At 49.1% G+C, this 13,991-nt stretch carries 11 protein-coding genes; 3 read left to right on the top strand and 8 right to left on the bottom strand.

Going from position 1 to position 13,991, the window contains the following annotated elements; translation table 11 throughout:
* Window positions 1–13 precede the first annotated feature (13 nt).
* On the bottom strand, window positions 14–595 hold the full coding sequence (locus M1E12_RS12155) for a hypothetical protein (RefSeq protein WP_479561972.1): 582 nt from the start codon (window positions 593–595) through the stop codon (window positions 14–16).
* A 929-nt stretch (window positions 596–1,524) separates the two neighbouring features.
* Between M1E12_RS12155 and M1E12_RS12150 the strand changes: the two genes are divergently transcribed.
* Entirely contained in the window at window positions 1,525–3,159 is a 1,635-nt protein-coding gene (locus M1E12_RS12150) for a recombinase family protein (RefSeq protein ID WP_479561971.1), read from the top strand.
* Between the two features lie 522 nt (window positions 3,160–3,681).
* Here the strand turns inward: M1E12_RS12150 and M1E12_RS12145 are convergent.
* Complete coding sequence (locus M1E12_RS12145; protein ID WP_479561970.1) at window positions 3,682–4,086, bottom strand: hypothetical protein; 405 nt, start codon at window positions 4,084–4,086, stop codon at window positions 3,682–3,684.
* On the bottom strand, window positions 4,083–5,261 hold the full coding sequence (locus M1E12_RS12140; RefSeq protein ID WP_479561969.1) for an ImmA/IrrE family metallo-endopeptidase: 1,179 nt from the start codon (window positions 5,259–5,261) through the stop codon (window positions 4,083–4,085). The genes M1E12_RS12145 and M1E12_RS12140 overlap by 4 nt, the downstream gene beginning before the upstream one ends.
* On the opposite strand from M1E12_RS12140, the gene M1E12_RS12135 reads away from it, so the two are divergent.
* On the top strand, window positions 5,255–5,719 hold the full coding sequence (locus M1E12_RS12135) for a hypothetical protein (RefSeq protein ID WP_479561968.1): 465 nt from the start codon (window positions 5,255–5,257) through the stop codon (window positions 5,717–5,719). The genes M1E12_RS12140 and M1E12_RS12135 overlap by 7 nt on opposite strands.
* A gap of 169 nt (window positions 5,720–5,888) precedes the next feature.
* On the opposite strand, the gene M1E12_RS12130 is transcribed toward M1E12_RS12135, so the two are convergent.
* The 5 genes from M1E12_RS12130 to M1E12_RS12110 all read right to left on the bottom strand — a co-directional run bounded on the left by M1E12_RS12130 (window position 5,889) and on the right by M1E12_RS12110 (window position 12,463).
* Window positions 5,889–6,608, bottom strand: a complete 720-nt coding sequence (locus tag M1E12_RS12130; RefSeq protein WP_479561967.1) for an HNH endonuclease — start codon at window positions 6,606–6,608, stop codon at window positions 5,889–5,891.
* Window positions 6,609–6,656: 48 nt separating this feature from the next.
* Window positions 6,657–8,453: a DUF4365 domain-containing protein gene (locus tag M1E12_RS12125; protein WP_479561966.1), complete on the bottom strand. Its 1,797-nt coding sequence runs from the start codon at window positions 8,451–8,453 to the stop codon at window positions 6,657–6,659.
* 68 nt (window positions 8,454–8,521) lie between these two features.
* On the bottom strand, window positions 8,522–9,055 hold the full coding sequence (locus tag M1E12_RS12120; protein ID WP_479561965.1) for a hypothetical protein: 534 nt from the start codon (window positions 9,053–9,055) through the stop codon (window positions 8,522–8,524).
* A gap of 139 nt (window positions 9,056–9,194) precedes the next feature.
* Complete coding sequence (locus tag M1E12_RS12115) at window positions 9,195–9,500, bottom strand: hypothetical protein (RefSeq protein WP_479561964.1); 306 nt, start codon at window positions 9,498–9,500, stop codon at window positions 9,195–9,197.
* 551 nt (window positions 9,501–10,051) lie between these two features.
* Complete coding sequence (locus M1E12_RS12110; protein WP_479561963.1) at window positions 10,052–12,463, bottom strand: hypothetical protein; 2,412 nt, start codon at window positions 12,461–12,463, stop codon at window positions 10,052–10,054.
* A gap of 593 nt (window positions 12,464–13,056) precedes the next feature.
* Between M1E12_RS12110 and M1E12_RS12105 the strand changes: the two genes are divergently transcribed.
* Entirely contained in the window at window positions 13,057–13,689 is a 633-nt protein-coding gene (locus M1E12_RS12105) for a recombinase family protein (RefSeq protein WP_479561962.1), read from the top strand.
* Window positions 13,690–13,991 lie beyond the last annotated feature (302 nt).

Below are 13,991 nucleotides of genomic sequence, written 5' to 3'. Positions count from 1 at the left end.
CTGGACCCAGCGCTCACTCATATGACGAAAACTCATGGAATAGATTGTCGTCAGACTTAATCACCGCATCTAGGATTATTAGGCCATATCTTATCAGATCATTGTCGCGTTCAACTTCACGAAGATCAGGCTTCCAGCCTTTGCCACCATGAAACAGGTTGTTTCGTGCCTGGGCAAGGTGCAGTAGAAGCTTCTTTAAACCGTCCGCGCCTTGATACTGTGGTGCGACCCAAGCTGCGCCGCGTCCGTCCCAAACCTGTTTTTGAGGCGGGTTTGCTTCGAAATAGTCGACGGCATGTCGAAGATGAGGATTTTCGTCCATTTGTCTTGTGAATTGTTCACGGACGTTGTCAGCTACCATCTGCGGATTGACTATGAGGTCCCGAGGGGGCGGACCTTGATGTACAAAGCCGCAGACCTTAGCAGCGTACTCATACCGAGCATACACGGCAAAAAATGCAAAAGCTGCGGCTTCGCGGATCGTTAGATTGCCGATTGCGGTATCCTTTAACGTCTGTCCAACGTCGGCTTTTTCTCCGGCGAGGTTCTCAGTTGAATTCAGGATGCGCAACTCGGATTGGCGCTCATTTTCCATCGTCGCTCTCCAAATCGACAGCCACTATATCTGCGTCGGTAATGGTTACCATTGAAATGTCGTTTCCCGTAATGGTGGCTGCCTGAACTGCCGCGTTAGAAACCCCGTCATTTCGATAGGGACCTTCAAGTTCCATGCTACCGATTGCCGTCCCGTGACGGTTTGGGCCGAGCCCGTGGATGCGATGTGGCCCAGCCTGCACCGCGTCCGCACCTCACAAAAGCCCGTTTTAAAGACGCCGCACCGTCGTTCACAAAAATGTGATATTGCAAAAGCATGAGCAGTTTTAGATCAGTTTAGAAAATAGGGTGCGAACCAAAGTTCGGAGAAATCCTTCAAAAGAAGAAATTCAGTCAATATTTAATTCTAAAAAAATACAGATATGGGATTTCGATTTTTGAATGTTGACATTATTGCGCCGCCCCCAGACATAAACGCAATCTCAAAAGATATTTACAAATCAATTATAGTATTACAGCCTTTGTCTCGCAATTCAGAGCAACATCGCCCAGCAATGAATTGAAAGTGCCTCAAATTACCCTGTGTAGCCTGTAGGTAGAATGGAGCATTGAGATGAGAAAATTCACAGACAACCACCCCGTTGGTGGCGAAGGCAGCAATCCGGCTGTGCTCGATATCGCAGCAGCCCGAACATCGACACCAACGAGAACCGGCAAGAAAAGATATCGCAAAGAAAATATCAGGCGAGCTAAGCCGCGAGCCAACCGAGTTATACTCTGTGATTTTGCCAGGACGGAGGCATTTTCCAATATGGAGACAACCGCCCTGCTTACGGCCCTGCGCGAGGAACTTCGGTCCATATTTCCTAGCTTAAATGGGGATGGATGGCCCTCGAAATAGCAGCCTAGGGCGTCCGCAGTTTTCCGCGTTTCACTAAAAGGTCGCTACGAATGGCTCGAAGAAAACGTATGCAACAAAGCCAAAATTTGTCGCCGGATAGCAGTTCCTCGAAACGCCTTTCGGTAGAGGCGAGGCGACAACGAATCGAAGCGCCAACCTCGTGGCCCTCACTCGAAAGCACTGCCAATCCCGCCGTTTTTATCTACTGTAGAGTTTCCGACAATAAGAGCGTTAAAAGCGATCTCTCCATACCTGATCAGGAGCGTCAGGCCAAAGCGCGTGCAGCTGAGAATGGATGGACGGTTCTTAAAACGTTCATCGAGGCGGGGGTATCTGCTAAGACTGCGGATCGGCCTCAGTTTCAGTTGATGATTGCCGAAGCTCTGGATTCATCAAAGCCGGTCCAGAAAATTATCGTTCACTCTATCAGCAGATTTGCTCGAAACGTCGAGGACTACAATCGCGTTACAAATCAACTGTACGCAAATGGCGTCGAAGTCGTCAGCCTGACGCAGCAGTTTTCTAATGATACCGGTGGATTTATCGCAGAAACAACGACAGCCGTTTTCGACGAGTATCATTCTAGGCGAACGTCGACCGATGTGACGCGAACCATGACGTCGATGGCAAAAGAAGGATACGCCGTCGGAGGTGTCCAGCCACTAGGCTATACGTTGCAGCCTGACGAGGTAAATCCGCGACGAAAACGCGTCGTGATCGACGAAAGTGAGAGGCCGCTAGCAGCGAAAATCTTCCAGCTCGCTTTGTATGGAAATGGCGACGGTCCTGCTCTCGGCATCAAAGCCATCGTCAATCACCTCAATAGCACGGGCTATCGCACTCGGTCAGGCGCGCCTTTCTCGACCAACAACATACATTCAATGCTGACCAACCCCATTTATATGGGCAGAAAAATATATAATCAAAACGCCAAGGCTAAACGATGGACACCGGTAGCCGCTGAGGTCGTAGAGATTCCGGTGCCGCCGATCATCACACCTGATGAGTTCGCCGAATTGCAGAAATTGCTACGCTCGAAAAATCCTCGCAAGGGCGCAGCGAAGACGGTGAGTAGTCCGCTTTTGCTATCGGGGCTCGTACACTGTGAATGCGGGGCAGCAATGACGCTCCGAACAGGCACGGGTCGCTCGGGAGATATCTATCGATACTACCACTGTGCCCGCGTCGCAAAACAGGGTCGTAATACTTGTAACGGCGCAACCGTGCCGGAGCAGCAACTAGATGACTCCGTGGTAGAGGCGGTTATCGAGAATGTGCTCGTGCCAGATAGGCTGCGCGGCATCCTCGATTCGATGAACGAAAAGATCGCGGTGGCCGGGAAACATGGTGAGGCGCGCGCGAATGAAATTCGAGTTGACTTGGAAGCCTCAGAGCGCGCGTATAGAAACTTGTTGGCTGCTGTCGCCAGTTCCGAATCCCTTGGAAGCGAACCAATTTTGCTCAGCAAGCTGGCAGAGCTAGAACGTGACCTGACCCGACACCGAAATAGTTTGAAAGTGTTGATGGCGAGCGGGGGAGATGATGTCTCGATCACCGAGCAGCAAATCAATTGGTTTTCGAATTTGATCATTAAGCGGCTGCGGAAATCGAACCGAGCCAGCATGAAAAAGTTATCTGGCAGCAGTAGTTGCACGCGTCGAAGTAGGCAGCGACGACATCAGCATCGTTGGCAGGCTATCTGATCTGAAAGGTGAGATAGCCCGCGAAGCCAATATCAATGTCGGATTAGGCAGCGAAAACACGGTTCGCAGATATAAACGCAATTGGTGCACCCGACAGGATTCGATATCTCAATATAATACAGTATATTCAATGGTTTTTTGATGTCCGCGTCAGGCACATCGTAGCAAATATTGGGATATAACGTAGCAAATTATGTGCTAGTCGAGCCTCCGCCATATATCCACCGGTTCCTCCTAATGATGAGCAATGCCATGTTGCACACCAGGTCGAAGCTTCGTCCGAATATTGACTTGCCGCGATTCCATCTGGGCTACAAAAAAAAGAACAGCATGAGCTCTCTGGCATGCGCGGTGAGCAAAATTCGCACGTCTGGCACTCAAAACCTTGGCCTGTGCTCATTTGAGAAGCCTCTGCCGCAGGCGCCGGTCTTCGAGCCTTTGAGCATACGTACAACCTGTCCTTTGACGATAAGTTGGTCTGGAGGAAAGTCCTCAGTCCGCAGTCATGCCTCTGAATTTGCTCTAAGGGAATTCAATGACAGTATTCTTGAACTTTTTTGTACACTCGATATGTATTTCGTAGTGAGGGTCCTGTTGGGAAATCAAAAGCGGCTTCTTTACACGCTTAGACATAGCGTATTTGTAAAGAAATTCATTTTTACCGTTCCCGTGGACCGTGAGCACTGTTCCCAGCATTGAGATCTTTTCGCCAACCTTGTCCAAATCGTCGAGCGTTATCGGCTCGACGGTTGCACCGAAAGCGATTAGCGCTGCGTAGGCATCTGGGTCGAATCGGCTCAGTTCTGAAGCTTCAACCTCGCAGATATGAAATGGCTTATTGATATCGCCGCTATGTGTGCAGGTTCCAGAAGCATCGATCGATGTCGAGATTTCATGACCCAAGAAGGTCTCTAGAATTGAGCTCATTGTCTGCTGTCCCCGATATCTAGACCTTTTTTAACTGAAATCGACTGAAGCCCTTTGATACGGCGCTTGGATAATCCAGTTTTTTTAAAGATCTCATACTCGGTTGTTTTGTTGGTGTTGAGTGCCTCTGTAATTACTGACACTGCCCGTTTGCCATAGGTCGCGAGGTCAATAATCCCAGCTTCTGGTCCATCTTCATTCCCGCCTCCACCTTTCGGTTTCAATGTATCAAGGAAATCCGGAGAGCCGAATCCCGCAGCGAAAGCAACGTAGTGCTTTCTTTCGGCAACGCCGAGCTCTACAGCTCGAACTAGAGCAGCGCTAACGCTGGTTTTGAATAAGAAGGAGATAACTTTCGCTGACTCAATGGTTTCATCAAATGAAGTGAATGACAGCCTCTTCTGCTCAACTGCGTTAAAAAACATGTTTCTGGGAATCAGAAGTGAAGCTGCAAACCTGTTGCAGAATCTTTCGACATCATTGCGAAATCTGTAATTATCACTGATCGCAGATCGCTTTCCGAGGATATGAGCCAACTCGTGTGCTAGCGTAAAAGTCTTGGCGCCATGATTACGCTTCGACGAATTGATATAGATTACATTAGATGTGAAATTACTATGATACAGCGCCAGTCCATCAATTTCGTCTGGTAAGTGATGATCTTGCATGACAAAAACTCCAAGATCTTCAATCTTTTCTCGGAATATCTTATAAAAATCTGCTTTCGTTTTGCTGGTCTTCTGAAGATCATCGATTGAAATGAGCTTCGCGATCGTAGCAGCGAACTGCTCCGGGTTTTCATCTGGTTGTTCTGACACCAGCTTTTGGGGAGCATCTAGATCTAGTCTATTATACAAATCAGCCAGGAAATCCCTCAGCTGGAAAATGCTCTCAAATTTTCCTGCACTTAGTCCGAATTTAAACTTCCTCGGGATCCTCCGACGAAAGTCAATAATCTCCGGATCCGGAACCTTGAACTCTTCCATGAAGAATGCGTAAGCCGGGACTGCGAGGAGCGACGATATTCTGAAGATCTGGTTCTTCGTCGGGATTCGATCTCCACTCAGCGCTTCTAGAAATCGTTCCTTGCTAATTTTTAACGATTCCGCAAGACTCGTCGCGTCAATCCCTCGGGCTTCGAGAACTTGATTTAAGATGGTTGGATTAAATGGCATTAGCGGTCTGCGCTGGTTTTGAGTTGAAGAGCTTGGAAAGTTTGCTCGGTACAGCGGTTGGAGTTGGTTTCATCTTTCCGGTTGTATATCAACTGCTATCTGAGCGGGCAAAAAAATTGTTGTCTTCATCCAGGGCGTTAGTGGAAGAGCTAGAATCGCAGGGCGACAGGGCGTCAATGAGGGATCTTGCGTCAATGATGATAGCATTTCAATCATCTAGTAATAAAATGGATAAGGCAGCACAATTATTTATTTTAATTTCGTCTTTGTCGGCGCTGACTGCGTTTTTGACGTTAATGCTCAGTGCTTTCGTACGGCTGTGTCTGGACAAAGCAGAGGTAATGTTGGTTATTGCAGTGGTATCGCTTCCGATTTTATTTTGCGCCGCGGTTTTTATTTGGTGGTGGGATTCGTCTCGCTCTCTCATCAATCGCTGCGAACATTATTACGATCAGTAGGTATTCTTGTAGAGTTTATCCCTTCGTGCCTAGCTTCTGCCTGCGTGACCCAAGTTCCTTGCGCTGAAGTGAGTCTAGAGGATTGAGTATGACAAATAGCTGTCTAGCAGCAGCAGAACCGCATTAGCCTTCGGGACAAGGGAGGTCGCCAAGGCTATGCAGCTCAGCCTCAGATCTTGTTGTCAGAAATTGCTAGTCGAGCCTCCGGTATATCCACCCACCGTTTGCTCCTACTGATGAGCCTATGGATAAATCTGTGGCAACCAGCGCAAAGCAATGCCATGTCGCGCACCCGGGTTGATGTCTCTCCCGTACCGTGACTCAACGGGATCATATGGTGCGCTTCGAAGAAACTCTCCATAAGGTCTCTGGGCAAAGGAGGCGGGCTGAAGTCGCACACCTGGCATATCAAACCTTGGTCTGAGCACTTGTCGAGAAGTCTGCGACGCAGCCGCCGGTCTCGGCGCCTGTGAGAAGAACTCAAAACTTGCCCTTCGATAAACTGCTCGTCTTCTGGAACATCCTCGATCTGATGAACCTGCGCCAGTTCGCCCAAGATCTGCGCTGCCACCTTCGCGACAACTTCCTTCGCTGTGGGTGGATATGCAGAAGCAACTGCACGATCGGTGCGCGATGATGAAAGACGTCGAGTTGGATCGATCGCGGACTGCAGATTCTGCATCTTGAGCGCCACACCGTCAGGATTGCGAAAGCTGTCCTTCCTTACCTCTTCCGGATGGATAGCTGCTGATCTTAAACGTTCGGACAACGCGATTACATCTACATGCCGTTTGTCGAGCGGTGCGCCGTGGCGGTAGAGCAGGTCAAGGGTCAATAACGTCTCGTCCCAAGTCCAATCTGGATTTCCTGCACCCTTTGTTACCGGCATCCCATCCTCATTGTGCTAAAAATGCAGCTTTGCAGCCGACTACCGCAGTCAGTCGTGGCTCTGCTCAGTCGTAGTGTCAAATGACGGAAATCGCATCGTGACCCCTTTGAGCCGATTCTCCTCTCGAAGTTTGTGCAGTTCATCAACTAATCCATCAATGTCAGCCAAGTCGTCACTTCTGAGCCCTACTGCCGCCAACCTGTCTCTGAACTCTGTGTACGCATCATAGCCGGTGCGAAACACAGAACAGGTCACTACCGCGCCCAAAAGGGAGAAATCTCTTATTTGAAGGCTTAGCAGCAATGCTTGAGCCCACAAGCTCGGTTCGTCCTCCACTAAGAACGCTACCATCAAGCATGCGATCACCGCGGCATCAAAACTGTGAGAAGCGTTGTGCTTGTCGAGTTCCGTGATCCAAAAATTGGAGTCGGATAGGTACTCAGTGCCTGTTGTACCCTCGAAGCTCAGGAGACAGTCGCATAGCCAGGATTTTAGACTTGCCTCGTGCTTTAGGAATTCGTCGCCGTCGTCGCCGACTCGTTCGAAATACCCTTTCGCCTCGCTAAACATGCCTGAGTATATAAGACAATCACCTACGCAGATTGCTACCTTTGGCGCAGGCGCAATTTCATAGGCAGCTCTGTAAGCGGAAGCCGCTGCTCTATACTTCTTTCTAAAGAAAAGTGTTCCGCCTAGCTCGCATAGAAAGTAATCCCTCTGAAGGTATTCATTACTAAGTTTCCTTGCTAGGTTGTAGTTTTTTAGAGCGAGCAGATATTGCTGCGTGTTGTAGTGGTAGTTTGCTAATGAATAATGCAGCGCTGATTTCGCGGTTTCCGATCGTTCAGAGGATATTGCTTCCGAGAAAAATCGTGTGACGGCGGCTGATCTTTTTCCTGGGTCCGTGTGTTTTGACAGTAGGCTGTGAATATATTCAGCGTAAGCCAGATCTTGAAATTCGTGCAAAGAGTTTAAGCTGGCGATTTCGCTGGCTAACTCCGGGTGTTCAAGGGCGTGCACCGCTACGGTCGCCGAGATGGGTCGGGATTGGGCGACTAATTTATTCTGCACGATGATGCGGTTGAGCTCATCGTTCTGAGCATTCATGCCCAACGTGCCCGAAATGAAAGCCAAGCCGTAAACTAGTTTATTGAAAATTTCGGCGCGTTCAGAGTCAGGTGAGGAAAACTGAAGGCTTGCAACTACATCTACCGCTAGTGCCATCTGTTGATCGTTTAGCCAGACCGTCACAGGTAAGCAGCGGTCCGGGTCGTCGCTAAACGTCATCAGACTGCTTAAGTTAACGAGCCGCGAAATCGCATGGTTCAAGTTAAATAAGCTGCTGGCGTCTGTCCTTTCCATATCCACTTTGAGCCCAATCGGAAGCCGAAGTGGATTAGTCAGTGTGCGCTTGACTCTAAGTGTCTTGGAAATCGCTTCGGGGGTGGCGTCGGTCCAAACTTCGTCCGGGCGAAATTTTAGCGTGAATGTTTTGCTCGTAGGTTTTTTGTGGGTGGCGATGATGTTGCTGACCCAGGCGTAGTGGAGGCTCTTGTTGGCGTCACAATACCGGACGACCATACCGGGATGCTGAAAGGAGGCAAGGTACTCAATACGATCTACCTCCATCTGCACTGAACGTTCTTTGATGAGGTTGTCAGTTGCTTTCAGTTGCACGATGAACTGCAACCCAGTTGCTTTTCCGTCTTCACCGAAGAGCTCAACCTCTAGGTCAACGCCGTAGTCGTCGCTCTTTCTCCTGCATACCCAGTGGGGCGGCAGCAGGTTTTCGAACGCCTTTATCGAGGTCGTTTCAAGTTGATGGGATCTGCTGCGTACTGGCAATCTTGGCTTCCTATTCGCGCTAAATAGTGTTCGCTAGGGTTTAGCGGATTGGCAGCGGTGAATGCCCATCAGCTGGCTCTTTCGCACTGTGCTACGGCAATGAATGCTGGGTCAAAGCTTGTGGTCGAGTCATCCATGAAACTGCCATCATACGAGACTTGCAGTTTTAACGTCATCAAATTGAACCTATAATTGAATCTGTTGCTGCAGCTGCCTGAGCCATCGAGATCAACTGGCACATGCAAGTCACTGCCATTGATCGCGCACCGTTCCGCCTCATAGTTTTCACCAAGCCTTTTTACCCTCACCAAATATGTAGGAACCGGACCGCTAGATGACTTCGCGATGTTGCCAGTCGCTTCGACCGAAAGCATGAGCGCCGCATCAGAAGGATTAAAAATAGCGCCGCTCCAGTCATTTGTACTTTTGTTATACTCGACACCAACGCTGGCTGTAATCTTGCAATAGTAGCCACCACTCCAGTCTTTAAATTCGGCGTGAACAGGAATGGTGGACGCTAAAAAAAAGATAGAAACGGCGCGAAGCATGCGATCCCCTTGAATTTCGACAGTAGAAAGTGAACCTGATTTCTGTGCAAGCATAACGTGGCGACCAGCTAGGGGGCGGTCAAAAAACTCCTACGCGGCAGCTAGGCAATTGATCGCCGTTAGTTCTAGTCGACAGAAGCGCGAACTTTTTGGTCTACGCCCTGTAAGGTAGAGATAGGTGCCCGTGTTGATGCTACCGCCCCAAATCGGCAACGAAGAATGCAGCGCCTGCACCCAGAATCATCCCAAGAAAAACTGCGATGTTTTGATTGCCAGTAAGCTTGAAAGCTCCGCCGCTCACGCCCACAACAATCATCGATGAGATGAACGTAACAAACCCATTAGCTGTAACAAATATTGCTATCAATATCGCGACGATCGAAGCCAGCGATGCGATCAGCGCCCCTTTCCAAGCTGCAACTTCGGATATTTGGGCACCGATTCCCCCGCCGATAATGGATGCTAGTATAAGTATGAATGTCCATTGATCTATAAGCACAATTTCCTCCTAACGATCGATCCGTCTAGTTGTAAACGGACTGCGTCACCAAGGAAGAGAACGTGTGAGGAATATGTCTTGGAATCCGCGATTATTTTTGGGCGATGTATTCGAATTGAACGCGACTGGTACGGGCAATACCTGCCAGACAAACTTAGGATCTGGATGGTCGCCTGAGCTGCATATCCTGTTATCCAGTGCGACCCGTGTCATGAGTAGCAAAATCCTAGCTTAAACAGGGTACGATCAGTACGAGGATCTCGACCAGTCCACCGTCCAACTGGATACTGGTATGCTTGCTAGTAGAAGCGTCAATTCCGCAACTACGCTTTCGCAATCGCCCCTGCGCGCGGATTGGCGCGTCCACACTATTATGTCTGGCTCTTGCCCCATGGCAGTCAAACCAAGTTGGACAAGCGCCTGATTGCGATATTGAGCTTCGACCGTAATGGCTACATTTTGTCTCCAGCTGCCGAAATTGTTATTCATCATGGTTGTATCCAGAATCTATATTTAAAGAAAATCATAATCATTTATTTTAATTCTCCCATTCAGATGAAATTATTGATTGGTCCTGAAGCGTTCAACGCGTGTGATCGTTTCCTGTCTATTACATGATTAACCGCACGAATAGCATCACGACCTTTCCCTGAGCCGAACATGTGCTCCTTGCCCACCAGAGCAGCTATTGCTTCTTCCTTGGAGTATCCCGCCTTTATGAGCTCGACAGCGGCGTTATACCATGTGCGATCACCATTGCCTTTGCCCGCGATAGCGGCACACTCGAGAACGATGGCTCTGGCTGCTTTCCGGACGCTTGCAGCTACGTGGCGCTTCGTAACAGGCGTTTCCCGATCTTCGGGTAGGTTACGGCAGATGAACCAACGCGCATCGAGAAACACGGGCTTCTTCTCTAAAGATCGTGTTAATTCGAACTCATAGTACGTTCCATCGATGTAAATTGGATCGCCCTTGGTCGGACGGCACGGTGCGTAGAAGCGATTGTTGATGCTCATGCACGACGGATCAACCGGGAAGTGACTACCGCCGTCTTCCCTCGGAAATTTTTCTCTGATGTCCTGATCCAACAGTCGTATAATGCGATTGTAGTTCTCAGCATCCACAGCTTCTGTGAGCGGAATGAGAACGCGGATTTTGATCTGACGTTCGTTGAAATTGCCGAAGTTAACGCAACTGAACGTGCTGACTATCAGGTGCGAAATCTTCTGGTTTTTCAGGTAGTCGGAAAGCTCGGTCACGTCGCCTGTGACTTCGTCGATGTCAAGGATGACGAGTTTGGTCGACTGAATGTTGCCCTTCAGAAGATGGTTTTCGTAATTGAAGAAGAAGCCTTCGCGAAACATCGAGTTTGCGTCTTTTGAGGGAATTTCTGTCCCATTCACCTGCGTCTCGAAATACTCAAGGACGGTCCCCCAGTTGAGCGCTTCGGGTTCAAAAGTTTCACCCGCAGACCGATTTGCCCAAAACCGGAAACGAAAATTGTCGTATTGAACTGTTTGGTTGTGATTGCTGACGATGCGTTTGCGGCGGCGGTGAAGCTGACTCCGAGCGGCATCGTCTCTTTGCTTCGCAACCTTGAGCGGCTGTTTCTCATTCTGTGGTTCCTCGTCGGTCTCTATGTCCTTACGGAACAACAGCTCCGGAATGCCGATATCCAGTAGCGTCGGCGTCGCGCAACCCGGTATAAATCCCTGCATAGCATTGGCGGTCGCCTGATCCCCAAAGATCAGAATTACACGGTCGTTCACCTCTTTGGTTCGTAGGCTTGTGCGACCGGCAAACTGATAGGCAGATTCATATGTGAGAGCGTACTTAGCTGCCTGACGGTCTATGCCGTAGACCTTCCATAAGAAACTGACTGTCGCCGGGTCGAAGTTAATAGCCGCCAAGAATACTGCCATGTTAAATTCTCGACCACCATTCCAACCGCGGGAATTGCTCGAAATTAAATGACCCAGCGGGGCATCCCATTTCGTTGCTTCGTACATGGTGTTGGTGCAATACAGGAACTTTATGCCTGGGAAGTTTTCCGCAATGGCTTTTCCGGTTGCCTTGGCTATCTTGGTGAAGCTCGTCGGTGCTGCTGCCCTGGTTGTTCCCTGACCTTTGTTGGTGAAGAGCGCCTTGCTGAAGTCGCGTTCGCTAACGTAGTAGATTTCGGTTATTGCAGCCTTATGGCTAAGGTCCTCATGGTCCGCCCTGATTGACTCATGCGGAATCAGATCGACATCCTCAGATGCGGACCAAATAAGGTATTGGAGGGAATTCTTATAGTTCGCACCAATGAAGGTCGAATGCTTGGGAAAGAGTGACGGGCGGGCGACGACAAAGAACTGAATTTGTTTCGGGATTCCGTTCTTGAACGCGTTGAACGCCTTAGTGAGTACGAAAACTCGGTAGTGCGGGCTAGCAATCCGTTGAGCCACTTTCAGGATGTCTTCACAATCCTTCAGGACGTCATCTTTCCATCCACTTTCGGCAATATTTCTAATGTGATTTGTAGGCACCAGTTCATAATATTCGGGTGCTTCAGAGAGTGAGGAAGCGAGCCATCCGGATACGAAATCCTGAGTTAGGGGCAGGGAATTGAATTTAAACGTTTCGAAGATAGTTGGTATTTCATCGAAGAAGTAGAGCCGGTCCGGATCGGCGTCTTGGCAGCTAATAGCTACTTGCTGATTAACCGCATAAATGCCGCTGTTGCGGTTCTTGAGCCTTTCCCGGTAGGTCTTCCCTGCAGCGGTATAATCACCATCCGGGCGAATATCCCGACATATCATTTCGATACCAAGACCTTCAGCAGACTTGTATTGGTCGCTGAGATTGTTCGTCTGTGTGCAAATGGTGGCGGGTATTGGCTTTTTACGGAGATAGGACAGTAGCGACGTTGTCTTATGACTTCCAACTGGACCGTCAACGTAATAGAATTTAAGATTTGACATTAAAATACCTCATTGAAATGAAAGAAAGAGACATAGCGGCTGTCGGAGTTCGCTATGTCTCTTGGCGTCTATTCTGTCCATTGAGGCGTGCGAAACCTTTGCTGTCTAATGACCCTCGAAACCGAGCCATTTCCGACAGCTTTGGTTTCTAATTTATATTTATGTTAATATGATATATTGTTCGTTTTTATTCTATGGTTCTTTGGTAAATGGCGCCACTTTGGTCTTTAGAATCAGGACGGAATAATAATTTTCATCACACTTGTGTACTGTTAATATATAAAGTCTTTTTTTGTGACGTTCTTATTTTTTTGTTAAGCCGGTCCTGTATTATTACTTAAGAGTGGCGCGATATACCCGATAACATGTTAATGCAGCTTCAGGTGCAGTCGAGCGAAGCGAGAGACGCGAAGCGTCCTCTCGGTGTTGGCGAATTCCTTGAGTTGCGTGCAGTTCTGTTCAGCCGGGGCTGGTTCCATATGGGTGTAGTTCTGCAAGACTAGTCAAACTACTGGTTCAATTAATTCGTTTGACCACCCATAATGAACCAGATATAAGTAAACCATCTAAAATGAACCGTTGGTGTTTCGAGCATGTTTCTTCGCGCTTATCTTCGTGCATCCACTGAAGATCAGGACGCAAACCGTGCCCGCCAAGACCTCATCGAGTTTGCGGAAGGGCGGGGACTGAAGGTCGCTGCGTTCTATGTCGAGAACGAAAGCGGGGCTTCTCTCAGACGCCCTGAGCTATTTCGACTGCTTTCCGATTGTCAGCCGGGAGACATTCTGCTTGTCGAGCAGGTAGACCGTCTATCGCGTCTCAATGCTGAAGACTGGGATAAGTTGAAAGACGAGATCCGATCTCGCTGCGTGCGTGTTGTGGCGCTCGACCTGCCCACATCCTGGATGCTCGCCAACGCGGATGAGGATGATATCCAGGCTCGAATGCTCGACGCTATCAACGGAATGATGTTGGACATGCTCGCTGCCTTCGCGCGCAAGGACTACACTGACAGGCGGCGCCGACAAGCCCAAGGTATCGTGACCGCGAAGCAGGAGGGTCGATACAAAGGACGCCCGGAAAACGCGAGGCGCAACGACAGTATCGCGGAAATGCTCAATAAAAAAATGTCGTGGACCCAGATCCAGGATGCTACTGGGGCAAGCAGAGCCACCATCGCTAAGATTGCGAAGAGGCTGAGGAGTGTCGCCGCGCCTGCCTACTGAATAATTGAAATGCGCGCATTTACAATGTGGCGCCTTAACTCAAGAAGACGCCATTCTGCCAAGTAGCTCATCGGCGGTCCTAAGGTCGTCGATTAGCAATTTACGCTTCTTTGCGTGGATCATCGCCGCTTCGACATATCCCTTATGCATGAGGAGGTCGATTAGCTGTTGTAGCTGGCAGAGAAATTTTTGCCTCAGTTTAAGATCCGTTATTAGTTTTCGATATTCGTATTGTTGCAATTTGCATATTCCTTATGTGGAACATGCCTTCTTCATAATATAATTGGTTCGGTGTGCCGAAA

It is taken from the genome of Rhizobium sp. K33, from assembly GCF_056501445.1.
The sequence above is the reverse complement of the archived record's forward strand: the minus strand, read 5'-3'. Positions and strand labels throughout refer to the sequence as shown.

What these genes read in the sequence shown, in the direction of transcription:
- M1E12_RS12155 (WP_479561972.1), bottom strand. Translation starts at nt 595, where the DNA reads ATGGAAAATGAGCGCCAATCCGAGTTGCGCATCCTGAATTCAACTGAG.
- M1E12_RS12150 (WP_479561971.1), top strand. Translation starts at nt 1,525, where the DNA reads ATGCAACAAAGCCAAAATTTGTCGCCGGATAGCAGTTCCTCGAAACGC.
- M1E12_RS12145 (WP_479561970.1), bottom strand. Translation starts at nt 4,086, where the DNA reads ATGAGCTCAATTCTAGAGACCTTCTTGGGTCATGAAATCTCGACATCG.
- M1E12_RS12135 (WP_479561968.1), top strand. Translation starts at nt 5,255, where the DNA reads ATGGCATTAGCGGTCTGCGCTGGTTTTGAGTTGAAGAGCTTGGAAAGT.
- M1E12_RS12140 (WP_479561969.1), bottom strand. Translation starts at nt 5,261, where the DNA reads ATGCCATTTAATCCAACCATCTTAAATCAAGTTCTCGAAGCCCGAGGG.
- M1E12_RS12130 (WP_479561967.1), bottom strand. Translation starts at nt 6,608, where the DNA reads ATGCCGGTAACAAAGGGTGCAGGAAATCCAGATTGGACTTGGGACGAG.
- M1E12_RS12120 (WP_479561965.1), bottom strand. Translation starts at nt 9,055, where the DNA reads ATGCTTGCACAGAAATCAGGTTCACTTTCTACTGTCGAAATTCAAGGG.
- M1E12_RS12110 (WP_479561963.1), bottom strand. Translation starts at nt 12,463, where the DNA reads ATGTCAAATCTTAAATTCTATTACGTTGACGGTCCAGTTGGAAGTCAT.
- M1E12_RS12105 (WP_479561962.1), top strand. Translation starts at nt 13,057, where the DNA reads ATGTTTCTTCGCGCTTATCTTCGTGCATCCACTGAAGATCAGGACGCA.